At 65.1% G+C, this 17,534-nt stretch carries 15 protein-coding genes, 1 tRNA gene and 1 riboswitch; of the genes, 9 read left to right on the top strand and 7 right to left on the bottom strand.

Annotated elements, in window-relative coordinates; translation table 11 throughout:
* Positions 1-40 precede the first annotated feature (40 nt).
* Positions 41-1,480 (top strand): replication initiator, encoded by a 1,440-nt coding sequence (locus AXE84_RS13510; protein ID WP_420480487.1) that lies wholly within the window; start codon positions 41-43, stop codon positions 1,478-1,480.
* 500 nt (positions 1,481-1,980) lie between these two features.
* Here the strand turns inward: AXE84_RS13510 and AXE84_RS12885 are convergent, their stop codons facing one another.
* Positions 1,981-2,277, bottom strand: coding sequence for a hypothetical protein (locus tag AXE84_RS12885; RefSeq protein WP_150116257.1), 297 nt, complete (start codon positions 2,275-2,277; stop codon positions 1,981-1,983).
* Positions 2,278-2,704: 427 nt separating this feature from the next.
* Between AXE84_RS12885 and AXE84_RS06180 the strand changes: the two genes are divergently transcribed.
* The 4 genes from AXE84_RS06180 to AXE84_RS12610 all read left to right on the top strand — a co-directional run bounded on the left by AXE84_RS06180 (position 2,705) and on the right by AXE84_RS12610 (position 5,973).
* Complete coding sequence (locus AXE84_RS06180) at positions 2,705-3,142, top strand: hypothetical protein (protein ID WP_060957235.1); 438 nt, start codon at positions 2,705-2,707, stop codon at positions 3,140-3,142.
* Between the two features lie 95 nt (positions 3,143-3,237).
* The gene (locus AXE84_RS06175) at positions 3,238-4,650 is read left to right on the top strand and encodes a type IV secretory system conjugative DNA transfer family protein (protein WP_167542047.1); all 1,413 of its coding nucleotides are present in this window, start codon (positions 3,238-3,240) and stop codon (positions 4,648-4,650) included.
* Positions 4,637-4,942, top strand: coding sequence for a hypothetical protein (locus AXE84_RS06170; protein WP_167542046.1), 306 nt, complete (start codon positions 4,637-4,639; stop codon positions 4,940-4,942). Before AXE84_RS06175 ends, AXE84_RS06170 begins: the two co-directional genes overlap by 14 nt.
* A 110-nt stretch (positions 4,943-5,052) precedes the next feature.
* On the top strand, positions 5,053-5,973 hold the full coding sequence (locus AXE84_RS12610; RefSeq protein ID WP_167542045.1) for a tyrosine-type recombinase/integrase: 921 nt from the start codon (positions 5,053-5,055) through the stop codon (positions 5,971-5,973).
* Between the two features lie 117 nt (positions 5,974-6,090).
* Here AXE84_RS12610 and AXE84_RS06160 read toward each other — a convergent pair.
* From AXE84_RS06160 to AXE84_RS06140, 5 genes are all read right to left on the bottom strand, one after another.
* Positions 6,091-6,163, bottom strand: a tRNA-Arg gene (locus AXE84_RS06160).
* 101 nt (positions 6,164-6,264) lie between these two features.
* Positions 6,265-7,203: a universal stress protein gene (locus AXE84_RS06155; protein ID WP_010614264.1), complete on the bottom strand. Its 939-nt coding sequence runs from the start codon at positions 7,201-7,203 to the stop codon at positions 6,265-6,267.
* 210 nt (positions 7,204-7,413) lie between these two features.
* Positions 7,414-8,226 (bottom strand): C40 family peptidase, encoded by an 813-nt coding sequence (locus AXE84_RS06150; protein ID WP_060957231.1) that lies wholly within the window; start codon positions 8,224-8,226, stop codon positions 7,414-7,416.
* Between the two features lie 3 nt (positions 8,227-8,229).
* Positions 8,230-8,392: riboswitch (cyclic di-AMP (ydaO/yuaA leader) on the bottom strand.
* 449 nt (positions 8,393-8,841) lie between these two features.
* Positions 8,842-9,513 (bottom strand): metal-dependent transcriptional regulator, encoded by a 672-nt coding sequence (locus AXE84_RS06145; protein ID WP_060957230.1) that lies wholly within the window; start codon positions 9,511-9,513, stop codon positions 8,842-8,844.
* 263 nt (positions 9,514-9,776) lie between these two features.
* Positions 9,777-11,120 (bottom strand): MFS transporter, encoded by a 1,344-nt coding sequence (locus AXE84_RS06140; RefSeq protein WP_208854581.1) that lies wholly within the window; start codon positions 11,118-11,120, stop codon positions 9,777-9,779.
* A 394-nt stretch (positions 11,121-11,514) separates the two neighbouring features.
* Here AXE84_RS06140 and AXE84_RS06135 point away from each other — a divergent pair, with 394 nt between their 5' ends.
* From AXE84_RS06135 to AXE84_RS06120, 4 genes are read left to right on the top strand one after another with little or no spacing between them, the layout of a single operon-like run.
* The gene (locus AXE84_RS06135) at positions 11,515-13,821 is read left to right on the top strand and encodes a PrsW family intramembrane metalloprotease (RefSeq protein WP_060957228.1); all 2,307 of its coding nucleotides are present in this window, start codon (positions 11,515-11,517) and stop codon (positions 13,819-13,821) included.
* A gap of 40 nt (positions 13,822-13,861) precedes the next feature.
* The gene (locus tag AXE84_RS06130; RefSeq protein WP_060957227.1) at positions 13,862-14,503 is read left to right on the top strand and encodes a hypothetical protein; all 642 of its coding nucleotides are present in this window, start codon (positions 13,862-13,864) and stop codon (positions 14,501-14,503) included.
* 43 nt (positions 14,504-14,546) lie between these two features.
* The gene (locus tag AXE84_RS06125) at positions 14,547-14,966 is read left to right on the top strand and encodes a hypothetical protein (RefSeq protein ID WP_060957226.1); all 420 of its coding nucleotides are present in this window, start codon (positions 14,547-14,549) and stop codon (positions 14,964-14,966) included.
* An 11-nt stretch (positions 14,967-14,977) separates the two neighbouring features.
* The gene (locus AXE84_RS06120) at positions 14,978-15,607 is read left to right on the top strand and encodes a hypothetical protein (RefSeq protein ID WP_060957225.1); all 630 of its coding nucleotides are present in this window, start codon (positions 14,978-14,980) and stop codon (positions 15,605-15,607) included.
* A gap of 337 nt (positions 15,608-15,944) precedes the next feature.
* Here AXE84_RS06120 and AXE84_RS06115 read toward each other — a convergent pair whose 3' ends face one another.
* Positions 15,945-17,468, bottom strand: coding sequence for an NCS2 family permease (locus tag AXE84_RS06115; RefSeq protein WP_081093098.1), 1,524 nt, complete (start codon positions 17,466-17,468; stop codon positions 15,945-15,947).
* Between the last annotated feature and the right edge of the window lie 66 nt (positions 17,469-17,534).

Below are 17,534 nucleotides of genomic sequence, written 5' to 3'. Positions count from 1 at the left end.
AACCAACGACACCCGCTTTAGGAGTTCGGGCGCAGTTTACATGACGTCTGTGTCAGCGACCGGTTCGGAAGCGCATATGAACCTTCTTCGGGCACTGGTGGCCGGGGATCTCTCGGAGGCTGATCGTCTGGCTGGCCCGGTGCTGGCGGAGATGGTTAGAGCGAGGCTAGAGGGTGATACTGACCTCGCCGCGCAGGACGAGGCTTTGCTTGCACGCCTGCCGTGTCGGCACCCCGTCCCGATGCGCTACGACGACGAGGCATCGGGACGGTCTGGCGTCGTTAGTATCCGTTGCGGGTCACGCTCGGTGCTGTCGTGTCCATCTTGTGCACGTCTGTATAGAGGCGACGTCAGAGCAGTCGTGTACAGCGGTCTTCGGGCTCGGGTTGATGCCGGTGAGAGGTTCGTGCTGTTGACTCTGACCGCGCCTTCCTTCGGGGAAGTCCACCGGGTGCCGAAGTCGCCAGCCTCGGGTGCTCCGCCGCTGTGCCAGTGCGGTCGGCGCCATCGTCATGACTCGCCTTTGCGTGGCGTCCCTATTGACCTCGCCTCATACGACTACAGCGGCGCGGTCGACTTCAACGGATGTGCTCCACGTCTTTTCACGCGCACCACGGACGCGCTGTCGGACTGGCTGGCCCGGGTGACGGGCACCTCTTCGGCCCGGTTGTCGTATGTTCGGGTCGCGGAGTGGCAGAGCCGCGGTTTGATCCATTTCCATGTCTTGATCTCGCTGCCGCTGTCGGTGTCTGAGGTCGATCTCGGCGTTACCGGGGCGGACCGGCGGTTCATCTGGTCCGAGCCTGGCTCTCAGCGCGCATCGACTCTGGAGAGGATTTGCGCAGGCGTGTCCACCTCCTCTCCGTCGGGCCGGACTCTGCGATGGGGTGCTCAGCTCCGCGCCGACGTGATTGGCTCGGAGCAGCAGGCTTATAGAGCCTCGGGCTATATGTCGAAGGTCATCAATTACGTTCTCAAGGACGTAGTTGCTGCCGGCTCTGACGGCAATGACGAGGAGATGCCATGCACCCCGTCACCTGATGAGATTGCCCGGCGCAGTCACATTCGACGGATGACTCAAGCTGCACATGCCTGGCGGTGCGGTCGTCCTGGCGGCGGAGCGGATGGCGCTCGTCATCGCCGGTGCTGCGAGGCACACAACTCGCAGTTGCAGCGCTCCTATCGGTGTCGTGGCGGCGGACACCGCTCATTCGGTTGGCACGGAAGGGCCTTCAGTACGTCACGGGACTGGAGCCCTGATCGTTTGAGTCTCACGCGTTGCCGTCGGCGTAGACAGGACTACTGCTCACAGGCTCGAGGCTCCGTACTGGGCGACAGTGTTGTGTGGCGGCACGCATCGGCCACGTCCTGGTCGCGGGACGCGCGACGTATCCGCGGTGAGATCGAGCGCGATCCTGGTACCGCGTTGGCTTGGGCTCCTCCGGACCCCGGGTCAGGCATCTTGCTCGACGGCGGGTGAGTGCGATGACTGTTGCGGCCTCGGTGGCAACCAGAGTTGCTTAGAGAATGGTGGCTCCGGTAGGCGGTACCTTGATGGCTTCCTGGCTGGTGATTTCCGCACTGTTGGGGTCGGATCATCCGACCATGGATGACCGGCAGCGCGACGGTGCCGACTGTCGTTGAGGATGGCGGTGGACGTCTCGCCGCTATCACTGGCTGCTGCGCGATTCTGTCCTGGTCACGCGTGTGCGCTCGGGCGCGCTTCATCAGGCCCGCCTGCCCTCCGGCCCGCGGCGGTGCCTCATCATCGCTGCGCTGGTGCCGATGTGGTACGGGGGCGGCATCTCGTGGCGTGCCGCGTTTCTCGGTGTGATGTTGCGGTTCTTTCGATCCGTGTCCCGCATTTCGCGATGCAGGGCACAAGCACGTTAGTGGGTTGGCGGCGCGCGACGCGAGGAGCGCGCCGCCAACCGGGGCCGCCGAAGGCGGCCCCCTTGATCCTGTAGAGAGAAGTTACGGTCAATCCGATTCTTTGGCGTCTTTCCGCCATTTTTGCACCGTCACCACTGGTCGCCCAGCAGCCGCCGCCGTCCTCCTCACACTCACGCCAGCATCTAGCGCTGCATTGATGAGTGCTCGCTGCGTTTCCGTGAGGGTGGCCTGAGCAGTCGCCAGCGCCTTCAGAGCTTCGACAACCTGCCGGTCAGGCTGGTCAGGTCGAGCCTCCCCATCAGCTAGCGCCCTGGCGGCGGCGATCGCCCCCGCGGCCATCGCTTCACAGCTGGCTCGACACCTCTCGCGCTCCAGGTCATCCATGACCGCGATGCTACCGAACCAGCGAACTATGCAATGCATCACATAAGACTTGTATGTACCTAAAGAATGCGGACACCCCACCCCGCTCAACGGCCACTTCGTAGTGCCATTGCGGGACATCCGTCAGCTTCGGTGCAGCTCAGCATCGCCGCCCGTCGGAAGTTTTCATGTGTGAGAACGACACTCAGGATTTGAGGCAGCACAAGGCCTTTGGTGCGGCTGACGCGACACTTACCGTACCGGTTATGATCATAGATGGTCAGCAGAACATGCTCACAGGACGGCACGTAGCTCCAGTTTATATGTGTCTATTTTTCTCCGATCTACCAGTATTCACGCCGAGGTTGACGCCTACCGAGACGGGGGTTATCGTGTGCACCGAAGCGAACATCTGTTGTATCGGTTTCGGTACATTGAGGAGCTCATCATGCTTGACCTGTCTGACGTTGAGTACGACTCGACCCAGTTCTCTGACGTCATTTTTGCTGGTATGGGCAAGGATCTGACCGCGGAGGATGCCAGGCCACGCATGCGGCAGGACGGTACGCCCCAGCTCGCCAAGAGCGGCGACCCAACGTACGCGACCGGCGTGGTCGGCCCGAGTCGTTGGGGTGGACCTGACACTGGCACCACGATCTCGGTTATCGAGCGAGGTAACTATAAGTTCGGCCATTTTTATAGGATGGATGGCCGCGTGTGGGTCAAGCAGTACGCCGTGACATCGTTCGGCGATCGTGCGGAGACACGCCAGGCCATTACCTGCGACAGGCTCGTAGAGGTTCCGAACCCTGCAACGTCCGCACCCTCGAAGCCGAAGGTTGAGCTCCTCGAAGATGAGTCCGCAGGCGGGAAGGGCGGTCGCTGATGCGTACCGCAGCAGATTTTGATCAGCCTGATGCCGGGCGGCGCCGCGTCCGTCGTCGTGGCCCGATGCTCCGCCGGTGGGAGCGCCAACTGACGGTGGCTATAGCAACCACAGTCACCACCACCCTCACAGCACTCTCTGTCTGGGGGTTCATCGCTGCGGAGCGGAATCGGTGGTCGTTCGCCCTCGTCGCGGTGGCTATCGTCATAGCGTGCGCGTTTGCGTCGTGGCTGGCTTGGCACCGTGTGCCCATTCGCACCACTCTCCGCCCGAGTGAGATGCCGTGGTCAAGCCGGGCGGCCATCTTCGCGTACTGGAGGCGCGACGATGTCGATCGCGTCCTACGGAATCTGCGGGAGCTGCGTTGGATCTCGGCGTGCTCTGCTGCCGGTCTGGAGCGCCGAGTTCGCCATCATGCGCTGGTCGGCGACGACATCATTGAGGACCTCTACGTTCCCGAAGTCACGGCGATTCGTCGTGTGCCCCGCGGTCTCGAGGTCACTATTCGCTCGCTGCCGAGCATGTCTCCCGCTGAGACGGCCAAAGCCGCGGAGCGGCTGGGGTCCGCGTTGGGCGCATCAGTCACGGCAGAGCCATCTCCTGATGACGCTGCCGGGGTGGTCCTCACTGTCGTCGTGGGTCCGGATCCGCTCGCTAAGGTTAGAGAGTATCCGGTTGCTGATGCGGCCAGTGCTCCAGTGGGGTCGGCGCTGGTGGGGATCACCGTGACCGGCAAGCAGTGGATGATCCCGATCATTGGCGGTCATACCCTAGTTGTCGGCATGACTGGCGCCGGGAAGGGCAGCGTACTTGGTGGTATCGCCGTAGGGATGACTCCTCAGATTCAAGCGCGTAGCATCAAAATGTATGGCATTGACCTCAAAGGTGGAGTTGAGCAGGAAGCATACAAACAGATATTCGAAAAACGGGCACGCACCTACGCGGAGGCGGCTGATTTGCTCGCCGAAATCAATGCCCTGCTCGATGACCGCCTGGAGCTGATGCGTTGTGACGGAGTGAGGGATGCCGAACTCTGCCCGGCCTATCCGGGGATCGTGGTGATGATCGATGAGGCGGCGATGCTCACATACGCGGCGGATTCCACAAAGGAAGAGAAGAGCGTTGACAAGAACCTGCGCGCGATTCTGACTCGAGGTCGCGCTGCATCGATCTCTGTCGTTTCCGCACTCCAGGACCCAAGAAAAGATGCACTGCGAGCTCGTGACCTTTTCACGTCACGGATTATCATGGCATCCAGCGGAGTGGCAGACTCGCTTATGGTGGTCAACCGCGAACAATGGGAGATGGGAACCCGCCCGGAGGAGTTATACGGAATGCCAGGATCGGCATATGCCACCACGATGGTGGCGCGCGACGGGAAGTTGACTACCCCTAAGAATCCCCAGCGAGTGAGGGCGTTCTTGGTGGATGACGCCACACTCAATGGACTGCCGCCAGCACCAGGAGTCAGAAGTGATGATGAGAACCCGGCGCTTGTCGTCGACTGAGATCAGGAAGCGGGCTGCCGCCCTCCCCGGAGGGGTGCCCAGCTTTGTGGCGGCGCAGCTCCGCCTCAGGGCCAGTGCCGTACGCGATGAGGCCCTGAGGGCCGGCGATATCGCTGACGAGATCGAGCTTCAGCTCATGCAGGACAAAGTCTGTGCTGACGAGCGCGATGCAGTGGCTGACGAGATGGAGCACGAAAGAGTGTACGCCCAGTACTGTGACGATCTTTCTGAGCACATTCTTTTCATTGCAGAGAATATCCACACTTTCATCTCTGAGAGCACAGACGAATGACAGTCGCAAGAGCTGGCAGCAAATGGCGCGCTTACATCTACGACGGCGGAACTGCGATCGCTACGCGAACATTTGACAATCCGGTCGATGCGCGTGCGTGGGAGCGCCGCATGAAACGTCAGCTAGCAGCGGGAATCGACGTCGTCGGTGCGGTGAAAAAGGTCCAGGAGTGGCTGCCGCTTTTCCTGGAGCACCGCCGTAATGTTGTTGCCGCGTCGACGCTGCAACGGGACAAAGGGATATGTGCGTCACTGCCCGCGTGGCTACGCGCCCATCGTGTCTGCGACGTCAATCCTCAAGTGATTTCTCGTTTGATCGAGTCAATCAGTGGCAGTCCGGGCACAAAACACCGGACACTGATCACAGTTGCAGCCTTTTTCTCGTGGCTCGAAGGACTTGCCGTCGTCGACCGCAACCCCGTCCGGGGCATCAGGATCCCGAGAACCAATGCCATCGGGGCAGCGACTAACCCGTTCTCGTGGCGAGAGGTCGAGACGATGGCACCGGAAGGCCCGTACGGGGACGTGATTATCGTGCTGGCCTACACGGGCCTGCGGTGGGGTGAGCTCAGGGCGCTACGTGCCCGCGACGTCGTGATCGACGACGATGGCATCGCCACCGCTCTGCGCGTGAGGCGAAGCGCTAGCGACGGATTCCCGGAGAAGGCACCCAAGAGTGGGAAGGTCCGGAAGGTCCCGCTCATGCAACGCCCTGCGCTCATCATCAGCCGGCGCCTGCGTGGCCTGAAACCAGACGACATTGTGTTTACCTCCCCGCGGGGCGGTCCGCTCAACCGCAGCAACATGAGACGGTCGGTGCGGTGGGACGAGATCAGCGGCGGCCGTCGAATCCATGATCTTCGCCATACAGCGGCGTGCGAGTGGCTGCGCAAGGGCGTCGACGTGGCGACCGTCAGCGCCTGGCTAGGCCACGCTTCCGTGACCACCACAGGGGCATACCTGCACCTAGTGAGCACTGACGAGGAGCGCCGACTGGTCACCATGCTGGACGAGCGCAGCGCGAAACCCTGAGATTCCAGGCGAAAACCAGCATCCACATACGTATGGCACACGCGATCTGATGTGAAGGGAGGGAGCGCCAGGACCGGGTGAGGTGCTGACGCCCGCGATGACGCGGAAAGGTGTCAGTGCCCTCGATTGGATTCGAACCAACGACACCCGCTTTAGGAGAGCGGTGCTCTATCCCCTGAGCTACGAGGGCCTGAGAGGAAGACTACCAGCGGATCGACCCGCCCATGACCACTCGGGCCGCGGGGTGGCGCCGCGGCGAGCAACGATGGGCTCACCGCGGCGAGTGGGGCCTCAGGCCCGGCCCCACGGGGTGGAGGTGCGCGAGGTGCGCCGCTCCCCCTTGGCGTGGTGCGTGGGGGCCACCAGCACGGGGCAGGAGGCGTGGGACAGGACGGCCTGGCTGGTGGAGCCCAGCAGGAGCCCGGAGAAACCACCGCGTCCACGCGAGCCGACCACGATGAGGTCCACAGCGGTGGAGAACTCGGCCAGGAGCTCGGCCGGATTTCCGTCCAGGGCGTGGCGGCGCACCGTGACGCCTTCATGGCCCTCGAGGGCCTCATTGATGGCGCGGTCGAGTCCGGAGCGGACATCGGCCAGGACCTGCTCACGATCGACCGCGGCAGGCAGCCAGGCCAGCGCCCCGGCACCGGAGGCCATCGGCACCGCGGCGATGGCGGTGAGCTCGGCACCCCACGCCTCCGCCTCGGTCACGGCCCACTTGAGGGCCCGGCGAGCCGAGGAGGAGCCATCGACCCCGACGACGATGCGCCGCACCGGCGTGTAGTCGGCGCCCTCGTTGTGCCGAGGAACGACGACGGCCGGGCAGTGGCTGTGCGCAGGCAGGGCGGAGGAGACGGTTCCGAGGAGCCGGTCGGCAAAGCCACCGCCTCCCCGGGTGCCGACGACGGCCAGAGCCGCCTCCTCGGAGAGGTCGACGAGAACCCCGGCGGGGTCCCCGGTCTCCAGGGAGGAGGTGACGGTGACTCCGGCCTTCTTGACGCGCTCAACGGCCTCGTCAATGACGGCCTGGGCGCCGGACCTGATGGCTGAGTCGTCGAGCGCTGCGTAGCCGCCGTCAAGGGAGGCAGTGGTGAAGGAGGGCAGGGAGTAGGCGCACAGGATGTGAACACGCCAGCCCTGGCACTCAGCGCGTGCCACAGCCCAGTCCACTGCCGCCAGGGACTCCGGTGAACCATCGACTCCGACGAGGACGACGTTGTCATCAGTCATGGGATCTGCCCTTTCTCGAGATCACGGTCTACGACCCATGGAACATTCTGCCTCGAAAAGGTGTGTGTGGACCACCACATGAGGAGGATTTCCTCGCTTCGCCCCCAAGAAGCGCCTCGACGGCCGACTCCAGCCCTCCTCCCGACACGCCGTGAGGGGTGAGCGCCATCTGGCGCTCACCCCTCACGGTGAGGATTTCAGCGTCTGGGATCAGCCGACGCGGACGAAGCTCGGGGAGCCCCAGATCTCGCGGTAGACCACACCGGTGGACTCGTCACCGGCGTCGATGACCTTGCCGTCACCAGCGTAGATGCCGACGTGACCGGGCCAGGTGACGAGGTCGCCAGGCTGGGCCTCAGAGGCGGACACCTGGGTACCGGCCACGGCCTGCTCGCCGGAGGTGCGGGGCAGGCTGATGCCGACCTGGGCGTACACGTAGGAGGTGAAGCCGGAGCAGTCGAAGGCGCTCGGGCCGGAGGCGCCCCACACGTAGGGGGCACCCACGTACTGCATGGCGATGGCCACGACAGAGGAGTTGGCGGTGCCGGTCGGCGCGGCGGCCGCCGGGGTGGCCTGAGTGTCAGCGGCAGCGGCGTCAGTGCCCTGGTCCGCAGCAGCCGGGGCGGCGGCCTCAGAGGAGTTCTGCTCAGCCTGAGCAGCGGGGGCCTCGGGGGCGGCGGGCGTCTGAGGAGCCGCAGGAGCGGGGGCGACAGCCTCCACCTCGGGGGCGGCCTCGGTGACCCAGCTCGCCTGGGAGATGGTGACCTGCTGGCGGGCAGCCAGGGCCTCGCGGGCGTTGGCGGCGAAGATGCCGACCCCGGGGGTCACGCCGGAAGCCTCAATGGTGCCGGAGGAGGTGACCTCAGTGTGGCCGGCGGCGTTGGCTCCCGAAGCGATCATGGTCAGGGCGAGGCCGGACGAAGCGGCGACTGCCAGACCGCGGCGCGCGGTGGGAGCAAAGTCATCCAGTGGGGTAAGGGCGCGGGTGGCTTTGCGGTGACGTGCGGTGGTGCGTGAGGACATGAATGCTTTCTCCTGTTGAGCCGACGAGGTGAGCTGTCGGGTTCGGACTGGAGACGTCCGGCCCGCAGATGCGGGCTTCACCCCAAGGCCGCTTCGGCTGTTCGCCTGGGCGACCGATAGTTGGTTCCCCCGTTCCTGCCACTTGAGTTGTTGGTTCCACGTGCCTCAGACCGAGTGGCAGGACTAAGCCCCGATCCGAGACGTCGCCGAGACGGTTGTCTGCGGCAACGACCTGAACGCTACATGACAGACGCACGCTTCGTCACGGCCAGTTGTCACACACTGTTGTGAGCCGAAGCACTATGAAGCGCTTCTCGCTTTTATCCATATTAACCCCGGGACCTTAGTCCATCGACACACTCGCAGGCGAAACCAGAAATGCGCGAGGTTCCGCGGAAAAATTGCGCCCTCATCGTCGAGATCCCACCATAGGCCCTCTGTCCCAGCGCCTGAGGGACCTCACAGAGGGGACCTTCAGCAGGCCGTCAGCCGGACCGCGAGACAGCCCCTCGCATCTCATCTAACGAGACGAGAAACACTCCTCGAACCCCCTGCCTGCACAGGTTTTTTTCAGGCTCCCTTGAGGGCCTTGGCAGACAGGCTGAGCGCCGTCGTTCAGCGCTGCACGAAGAGGTGGCGGGCGACGTCGTCGGCCAGCACCACGGGGTCACCGGAGGGCCCGACGAGCCTCACCCCGCCGGCACTGACACGCAGCTCAACCTCAGCCCCGGCGACGATCTGGGCGTCCTCGAGGCCGGCGATGATCTCCGCGTCGGCCTGAATCGGCTCCCCGATGCGGCTGACGACGGCCGTGGTGGTCTCGCGTCCGGCGAAGCGGTCCACACTGACCTCGTCGGCGGAGGGCCTCGGGTGCTCCGCGGTCCGCGGCGGGACGGGGTTGCCGAAGGGGTCAGTGGAGACGTCGTCGAGGATGTCAGCGAGGCGCTCCTCGACCTGCTCGCTCATGACGTGCTCCCAGCGGCAGGCCTCCTCATGGACGAATCGGCGCTCGATGCCGATGACGTCCAGGAGCAGTCTTTCTGCGAGCCGGTGCTTGCGGATCACGTCGGTGGCGCGCCTGCGCCCCTCATCGGTGAGCTCCAGGGAGCGATCCTCGGCGACCTTGATGAGACCGTCACGCTCCATGCGCGCCACCGTCTGGGAGACCGTGGGGCCCGAGTGGTCGAGACGCTCGACGATGCGGGCACGCAGCGGGGGAACACCGTCCTCCTCAAGCTCATAGACGGTCTTGAGGTACATCTCGGTGGTGTCGATCAGCTCGGTCATGGGGTGGGCTCCTGCTTGAGGTGGGTTACCGCGGACATTCGATGCCTTCGGAAGGGCTCGCTCACCGAACCGCGTTCCTCGCAAGGATAGGCGGCATCCTGTGATGTGGGCCAGTACCGTCTGAAAGCGCGCCGATCCTCGGCTGGGGAGGACTCCCCAGTGCCGGGGAGATGCGCCATGGGTAGCGTACGTATTACTCGTTGTGAGCTCGGTGCGGTCCGGTCGTGCGATGTGAACCGGCGTCTGGCGGGTGTCAGTCGGCGCTAGTCGGCGTCGTCGGCATGGGTCTGCTGCGGGGACTGCGGCGGCTTCGGTGGTGTCGGCGACTTAGGCGCGGCCCGGAGGTAGGGGCGGGTGGAGGAGTAGTGCAGGGACAGGTTCCAGTGCCTGTAGCTCCAAGCGGCGGCCACCAGCGCAGTGAGGACAGCGCTCATGCCGCCAACCGCGATCGCGATGCGCGGCCCCCAGGCGTCGGCCACCCAGCCGATGAGCGGGGAGCCGAGCGGCGTCGACCCCAGGAAGAACATCATGTAGATACTCAGGACCCGCCCCCGCATGGACGGCTCGGTGGTCATCTGCACGGTCTGGTTGGCGCTGGTCAGGAGGGTCAGCACGCACAGGCCCACCGGGACCGTCATGACCGTGAAGGTCGGGTAGGTGGGCATGGCGGCCAGCAGGAGGGTGAACACCCCCAGGGCGAGGGTTGCCACCACGACGGTGCGGGGGCGGGGGTTGCGCCGTCGGGCCGCCCACAGGGCCCCGGAGAGGGAGCCGACGGCGAAGACCGAGGAGACGGTGCCGTAGGCGTCGGACTCCAGGCGGAAGACGGTGCGCACCATCGCGGCCATGGTGACCTGGAAGTTGAGGGTGAGCATGGAGACGACGGCGACCACGGCGATGATGACGACGAGGTCGGTGCGGCCGCGCAGGTAGGTCAGACCCTCGCGGAGCTGGCCGGCGGCGCGGCGGGCGCGCGGCATGTCCACCAGCTCACTCACGCGCATGGCGACCAGCGCCACGGCCGGGAAGACGAAGGTGGCGGCGTTGACGGCGAAGACCCAGCCGGCGCCGACCCAGGTGATGACGACGCCGGCGAGGGCCGGCCCCAGGAGGCGCGCGGCGTTGAAGGAGGCCGAGTTGAGGCCCACGGCGTTGGACAGGTGCTCGGCGGGAACCATCCGCGCCACGAAGGTCTGGCGGGCGGGGGCGTCGTAGGCGGCGGCGACGCCGGTGAGGAAGGCGGCCAAGTAGACGTGCCACAGGCGGGCGGTGCCGGCCAGGACGTCGAGGGCGAGGACGGCGGAGACCAGGCCCATGGCGCTCTGGGTGAGGATGAGGAACTTGCGCTGATCGACCCGGTCGGCGACGAGGCCGGCGTGGGCGGACAGCAGCAGCATGGGGAGGAACTGCAGGGCCGTGGTCAGGCCGGTGGCGGAGGCGGAGTCGTCGGTGAGGACACGCAGCACCAGCCAGTCCTGCGCCACGCGCTGCATCCAGGTCCCGGTGTTGGCCACGAGGGCGGACAGGAACCAGAGCCGGTAGTTGTGGAATCTCAAGGAGGCGAAGATGCCACCGCCGGGGCGGCGCGGTGAGGTCATGCGGGTCATGTCCTGACGTGGTGACGACGTGGGGCGGGTTGACGAGTGTCAGGGATGGGGCCGAAAGGCGCGAGGCGGGCGACGAAGGCCCCGTCTGAGAAGGGTAGCCCTAGACGCGCCAACGATTCCTCGTGGTGAGCACTGGCCCCGGCGAGGGCACGCGAAACGGGATCACGCAGAAGCAGCCCCGCTCCCAGCCGTTTGGTAACAAAATGGTCACGCCGCTGAACGGCGTATGAGAGAGGGGTGGGCGTTGAACGATCACGGCCATAGGAACATTCCGAGCCCAGGAGCCGAGCAGCCTCCTCGGATCTGGCCGGCCTCACGGCGCCCACCCGAGCGAGAGGGCCAGGAGGAAACAACGCCGTCGGAACGACCGCCGAGACAGGAGTGGTGGGAACGATTGCGTGACCGCACGTCGAGGTCCCGGATCTTCCTGGCGCTGCGCCGAGTGCGGGCCGTTGCCTCCTGGTTCGCGCTGCTGGTGGTTCTCGTGGCCGTGGTGGTCTCGCCGACGGTCCGCACCGCACTGGGGGCCTGGATCGGGTGCATGTGGCTGGTGGTGTGCTGGTTCACTCTGGCCCGAGCCAAGACCGTCTCCTGGGCACTGACCTCGGGAGTGTTCGCCACCGGGATGCCCTTGGCGCTGCTGATCGCCATGGCGAGCCTGTGGGTCTGCAGCGCCGCCGGCGTCAGTCCGTCCAGCACAGCCGCATCCATAGTGGTCGCCTCCCTGGTGGAGGAAGTTCTCAAGCTGACGCCGTTGGCGGTTCTCACTTTGGTGGCTCCAGGGCGGGTGCGCCGTTTCCTGGTGAGCGACTGGATCGTTCTGGGGGTGGCGACGGGCGCCGCTTTCGAAGTGGTCGAGGAGGTCACCCGCCGCATCACGCTCCTGAACGGTGGTGGCAGCCTCCTGGATAGTCTTCTCTGCCCCAAGGGCGGGGTGCGCCAGGTGGAGTGCAGCGGCGCAACGACTTACTCCCTGAGCCCGTTCTCCGGGGTTGCCGGGAACATCTTCCCCTACGCCGGGCACGCAATTATCACCGGACTGGTGACCGGGGCGATCGGGCTGGGGATCGCCCTGTGGCGCCGTGCTCGGGTGCATCGCGGTGGATACAGGGCCGCGTTGCAGATTCTCTCCCCGGTGGTGCCGCTGTGGACGTGGTGGGTGGCGGTGGTCGACCACATGGGGCGCAACGCCTCCGACTACGTGATGTGGTTGCAGACGGGCGGCGAGGCGCCGTCGTGGCCCATTGAAGTGACGGCATCGCTGACCGGCTACGGGCAGGGACGTGGCGTCATTCTTCTCCTGATGCTGGCTCTGGCCTGGGTCATTGATAGCCGCACACTGTGGAGCGGTGGGTATGTGAGCACCCTCGAGAGCGACAACTACGGGAACCGATGGGGCCCGTGGCGGTGGCGCGTCTGGGCTGGAGTGCCACGCAATGCCTTCGGGCGCTTCTTGGCCGACGGCGCCTGCCTGGTCTCCGTCGTCGGGGTCGAGTGGCGGTGGGCGTGGATGACGCTCATGGAGGCGGCCACGTTCCGCGAGCCGAGACTGCTGCTGGAGACTCCCGCGAAGCTGCGGATCGCACGGGAGGAGGCGGCGCGCGCCGAGCTCGATCCGGCGCCGGAGCAGTGGTGGAGGGCACGGCTCGCAGGGCTGTGCGCGGTGGTGGCCGGCTTACTCGTCATTGCCATGGTTCCCGGTCTCACGCGGAGCATGGCCGACAGCCTGGGCGAAGGGCAGCCCTACTGGTTGGCGGGGCTTCTTGATGCGCTGGGGACGGTGTGGGAGTCGCTGAGCTGGGAGCAGAAGCTGGGGCTGATGCTTCTGGCTGGGGCCCTCATCCTCCTGTCCGGGGGCACGCTCGGCCTGGCCTTCGATATCGGCATGGGCGTGGCCACCGTGTTCGGGGGCGCTCGCGGGGCAGCGGCCCTCATGCGCGACCCACGGGGCACGGTGGCCCGCTACCTGTCCACCCACACCCCAGCCGAGATCGCCCTGGACCTGGCGACAGCCGCGCTGACCACGGTCGGCGGTGGAGCCGCCAGCGCCATGGGCGGGCAAATGGCCCGCGGCGCCTACGCCGCCACCCGCGAGGCCAGGTACGCCTCCTACCTGTGGCGCACCGACCGAACCGCATGGCGCCACTACGCCCGAAACGCACGCCGCAGACTCCTCCACGACGAGACCGGCGCAGCCAGCACCTCCATGTGGAGCCCTCGCAACGGCTTCCACTACCCCGGACTGCGCACCCCCAGACCCGGACGATCCGACGGCGGCCCCGGCCTGTGGGGCAAGGGAAAGAACTACGGCTCCGCCCGCTCCCAACTCTACGAGGAGCAGATCACCAGAGTCCCCATCGAGCAGTCCTATATCGTCAACGGCGTCGAGTTCGACGGCTACGACGGCTTCGCCCTCATCGACGCCAAAGGCCCCGGCTACGCCAACCCCATCAAAGGACACTGGTCGAACGAACCAAAGAGCACCTACAAGACCGACCCAGTGACAGGCGAGGTGAAACGCGTCAAAAAAGGACTGCTCCAGATCGGAAAAGACCAGGTCAAGGCCGTGCGAGCCACCGGCACCGACACCCCCATCCAATGGCACATCGCAGAGAAAGAAACCTTCGACGTCCTCAGAGAGAAGCAGGATTGGGGCGAGTTCCCTGCCGAGATCGAGCTCTTCTACACGCCACCCAACTAGCATCTCAGCCAATCAGCACCACTAGGAAAGGACAGCGACTATGGAATGGCGCCTACACATGAGGCGGCGGGCTCTTGGTGACCCGGTCTCGGAGGGGCGTCGGGTGTGGGAGTGGATTCAGCGGGTCAGGCCCCTGCACCCCTCCTTGGACCTGTGGCGCCCCACCGCCGAAAGCCGTGAGGAGGCTGAGCAGGCCCCGCCCATCACCCAGGACTACCTCCTCCACTTAATCCACGGCGTACAAGCCATCTCCGACGACCCCGACTTCGGCCTGGCCCCAGGCTTCTCCGGACAGATCAACCAAGGCAACAAGCTCGAGCTGAGTTTCAACATGCCCAACCCCGGAGACGCCAGCATCGGACTCATGATCGGAGAAGCCCTCGGCGCCGCCCTGGACGCCAGCGAGGACCTGGCCGACGCTCTCATGCACACCACCGCCAGCACCTTCGCTCCTAACACCATCGGAGGACTGTCGCGAAGCGACCACCCAACCAGAAACCTCAACCGGGACGGCCCCTACCCCTTCTACTACGTTCCGGGCTGGAAGATGTTCTTCGCCTCCGACTCACCCCACTACCAGCGCGCCACCCAACTGGCCACCCGAACCGCTCCCGTGGCCAACGGCGCCATCTTCACCTTCGGCACCCCCGACACCTACCCCACCATCCTCAACCAATGGTGACTCTTACGGCGACTACCCGAGCACTCAATACAACAAATACATCATGGGCGTCAACTACCTCTACCCAGCCATCAATCCAGGACACATTATTGTCGATGTCGACACTTTTCTTTACGAAGGGTCAAGAAAATGGTCAGACAGCAGAGCATTGCGCTGGAGCGAGGAAGACATAACAGATGCCGACATCGTTCTTAATCCAGAAGGGCCATCAACAATCATCAGCCATTTCAAAGACAATCGACTGATCTCTGCCAGCGGACTAGATTTTGAGGAGGCGGCCAATATCGCCGCCTGGGTCCGTTCACTGAACCCCGACCCAAATCTAGTGCTGTGGTTCACCACCAGCGTCATCGACGGACACACTGTCCTTACACCTGGCATCACACCACAACAGGTCATCGACCAGTGGGTCAACCACACAGAGCACGACCCCTACATCGAGTACCCCCAGTACTTCCACTAACGGAGACAACCATGAGATGGGACCTCAGCTTCAGGCGACAAGCACTCGGCGACCCAGTCTCGGAGGGGCGTCGGGTGTGGGAGTGGATTCAGCGAGTCAGGCCGCTGCACCCCTCCCTGGACCTGTGGCGCCCCACCGCCGACAGCCCTCAGGAAGCCGAACAGTCACCACCCATCACCCAGGACCACTTCCTCCAACGCATCCAGCAGGCCCAAGTCGACTGGGAAAGTGAGAGCTTCGGCGTCGCCCCGGCCTTCTCCGGACAGATCAACCAGGGCAACAAGCTCACACTAAGTTTCAACATGCCCAACCCTGGAGACGCCAGCGTGGACCTGATGGTCGGCGAGGCGCTCGGGGCCGCCCTGGATGCCAGCGAGGACCTGGCCGACGCTCTCATGCACACCACCGCCAGCATCTTCGCCCCCGGCGTGATCGGAGCCCTGACTCGCGAAGACCGTCCGGTCACCCCAACTCCACCGCCTTACAGATACCTGCCGGGTTGGAAGATGTTCTTCGCTTCCGACTCACCCCACTACCAACGCGCCACCCAGCTAGCCACCCGATCCATTCCCGTGGCCAACGGCGCCATCTTCACCTTCGGCACCCCCGACACCTACCCCACCATCCTCAACCAATGGTGAACACCCAACCGCTGCCCGCAGCCCGCTTCAGTCAGCAAGCAGAACCGCCGACTCCGCCCCTCGTCGACCTCCGAAGCACGTGAAACGCCCCCTTGGCCGGGGCGTGAGGCGCGGGTGATGAGGAGCGGAATGCCGCCCACAGGCGCTGGAGTGTCCATATCTGCAGCAAAGGGGACTCAGCACCGCTCACCTCACCAGCGAGAACCGCGGAATCATGCGGTTTTCTTGCGAAGGAACGAGACCGTTCACGGCCTTTGCTGCAGATATGGACACTGACACCGTCATCTCCCAATGGGAGGACGCCTCCAGCGCTTCCGCCGGAGGCCGTCGCCCCTCGTCAGGAGACGCCGAGGATCGCCTTGATGGGGGCGAGGGTGAAGTAGACGACGAACATCGCGCAGGCCACCCACATGAGCGGGTGGATCTTCCGCGCCCGCCCCTGAGCGACCTCGATGACCAGGTAGGACACGAAGCCGGCCCCGATCCCGTTGGTGATCGAGTAGGAGAAGGGCATCATGATGATGGTCAGGAAGGCCGGCAGAGCGATCTCCGGGGACTTCCAGTCGATGTCGGTCACCTGCATCATCATGAGGAAACCGACCACCACCAGCGCCGGGGTGGCCGCCTCGTAGGGGACCATCTTGACCAGCGGCGCGAAGAACATGGACAGGGCGAACATGCAGCCGGTGACCACTGAGGCCAGGCCCGTGCGGGCCCCCTCCCCCACGCCCGCGGCAGACTCCACGTAGGAGGTGTTGGAGGAGACGCCCCCGACACCACCGGCGATGGCGGCCAGGGAGTCGACGACGAGGATCTCGCGCGTCTTGGGCGGGTTGCCGTGCTCGTCGAGCAGGTCGCCCTCGGCGCCGATGGCGACCATGGTGCCCATGGTGTCGAAGAAGTCGGCCAGCAGCAGGGAGAAGACCAGGAGGATCACCGAGACGATCCCGACCTTGTGCACACTGCCCAGCAGGCTGAAGTGGCCCAGCGTCGACAGGCTCGGCACGTCCACCGGGAAGCCGTCCAGGCGCGGCTCGGACAGGGACCAGCCGGTGAGGTTAAGCGGGCCCTTCTCCGGGTCATCGTTGAAGGGACCCAGGTGGGTGACGGCGTCGATGATGATGGCCAGGACCGTGGCCGAGGCGATACCGATGAGGATGGCGCCGCGGACCTTGCGCACGTGGAGCACCACCATGAGGAAGAGCCCGAAGAGGAAGACGAGGACCGGCCAGCCCTGGAGGGAGCCGCCCAGCCCCAGCTCCAGGGGGGTGCCGCCGCGGCGCACCATCTTGGCGTCCACCAGGCCGATGAGCGCGATGAACAGGCCGATGCCCACGGAGATCGCGGTCTTGAGCTGGTCGGGGACGGCCTTGAAGACGGCCTCCCGGAAGCCGGTAAGCACGAGGACGAGGATGATGATGCCCTCGATGACAATGAGGCCCATGGCGTCGGCGTAGGTCATGCCCTGGGTGCCCACGAGGGTGTAGGCGACCATCGCGTTGATCCCCAGGCCCGCGGCCAGGGCCATCGGGTAGTTGGCGACGACGCCCATGAGGATCGTCATGACTGCGGCGACGAAGGCGGTGCCTGCGGCGAGCTGGGCCTCGGTTCCCGGGGGGCTCGCCTTGGACAGGATCGCGGGATTGAGGACGAGGATGTAGCTCATCGAGAAGAAGGTGACGATACCGCCACGGATCTCTCGGGAGATGCTCGAACCGCGTTCAGTGATGTGGAAGAACTGATCCAGTCGAGAGACCTGACTGGGCGAGGACGAAGATGAGGCCTTCGTCGGGGTACGTGTGCTCACGGCGGCATTCTTCCAGATCATCACGCGCTGAGCGAAACTGAGCGCTGCCGTCATCGTTGCCGCCGGCGCTCGCCCCATCGCTTAGACCCCGGAATTACTGTCACACCCTCGTGGAAGGAT

The sequence above is a fragment of the Actinomyces oris genome (assembly GCF_001553935.1).
Lineage (GTDB): Bacteria > Actinomycetota > Actinomycetes > Actinomycetales > Actinomycetaceae > Actinomyces > Actinomyces oris_A.
The sequence above is the reverse complement of the archived record's forward strand: the minus strand, read 5'-3'. Positions and strand labels throughout refer to the sequence as shown.

Bases quoted from the DNA above. Each gene is read 5' to 3' on its own strand.
- AXE84_RS13510 (WP_420480487.1), top strand. From the start codon at position 41: ATGACGTCTGTGTCAGCGACCGGTTCGGAAGCGCATATGAACCTTCTT.
- AXE84_RS12885 (WP_150116257.1), bottom strand. From the start codon at position 2,277: ATGGATGACCTGGAGCGCGAGAGGTGTCGAGCCAGCTGTGAAGCGATG.
- AXE84_RS06180 (WP_060957235.1), top strand. From the start codon at position 2,705: ATGCTTGACCTGTCTGACGTTGAGTACGACTCGACCCAGTTCTCTGAC.
- AXE84_RS12610 (WP_167542045.1), top strand. From the start codon at position 5,053: ATGAAACGTCAGCTAGCAGCGGGAATCGACGTCGTCGGTGCGGTGAAA.
- AXE84_RS06155 (WP_010614264.1), bottom strand. From the start codon at position 7,203: ATGACTGATGACAACGTCGTCCTCGTCGGAGTCGATGGTTCACCGGAG.
- AXE84_RS06150 (WP_060957231.1), bottom strand. From the start codon at position 8,226: ATGTCCTCACGCACCACCGCACGTCACCGCAAAGCCACCCGCGCCCTT.
- AXE84_RS06145 (WP_060957230.1), bottom strand. From the start codon at position 9,513: ATGACCGAGCTGATCGACACCACCGAGATGTACCTCAAGACCGTCTAT.
- AXE84_RS06140 (WP_208854581.1), bottom strand. From the start codon at position 11,120: ATGACCCGCATGACCTCACCGCGCCGCCCCGGCGGTGGCATCTTCGCC.
- AXE84_RS06130 (WP_060957227.1), top strand. From the start codon at position 13,862: ATGGAATGGCGCCTACACATGAGGCGGCGGGCTCTTGGTGACCCGGTC.
- AXE84_RS06125 (WP_060957226.1), top strand. From the start codon at position 14,547: ATGGGCGTCAACTACCTCTACCCAGCCATCAATCCAGGACACATTATT.
- AXE84_RS06120 (WP_060957225.1), top strand. From the start codon at position 14,978: ATGAGATGGGACCTCAGCTTCAGGCGACAAGCACTCGGCGACCCAGTC.
- AXE84_RS06115 (WP_081093098.1), bottom strand. From the start codon at position 17,468: ATGACGGCAGCGCTCAGTTTCGCTCAGCGCGTGATGATCTGGAAGAAT.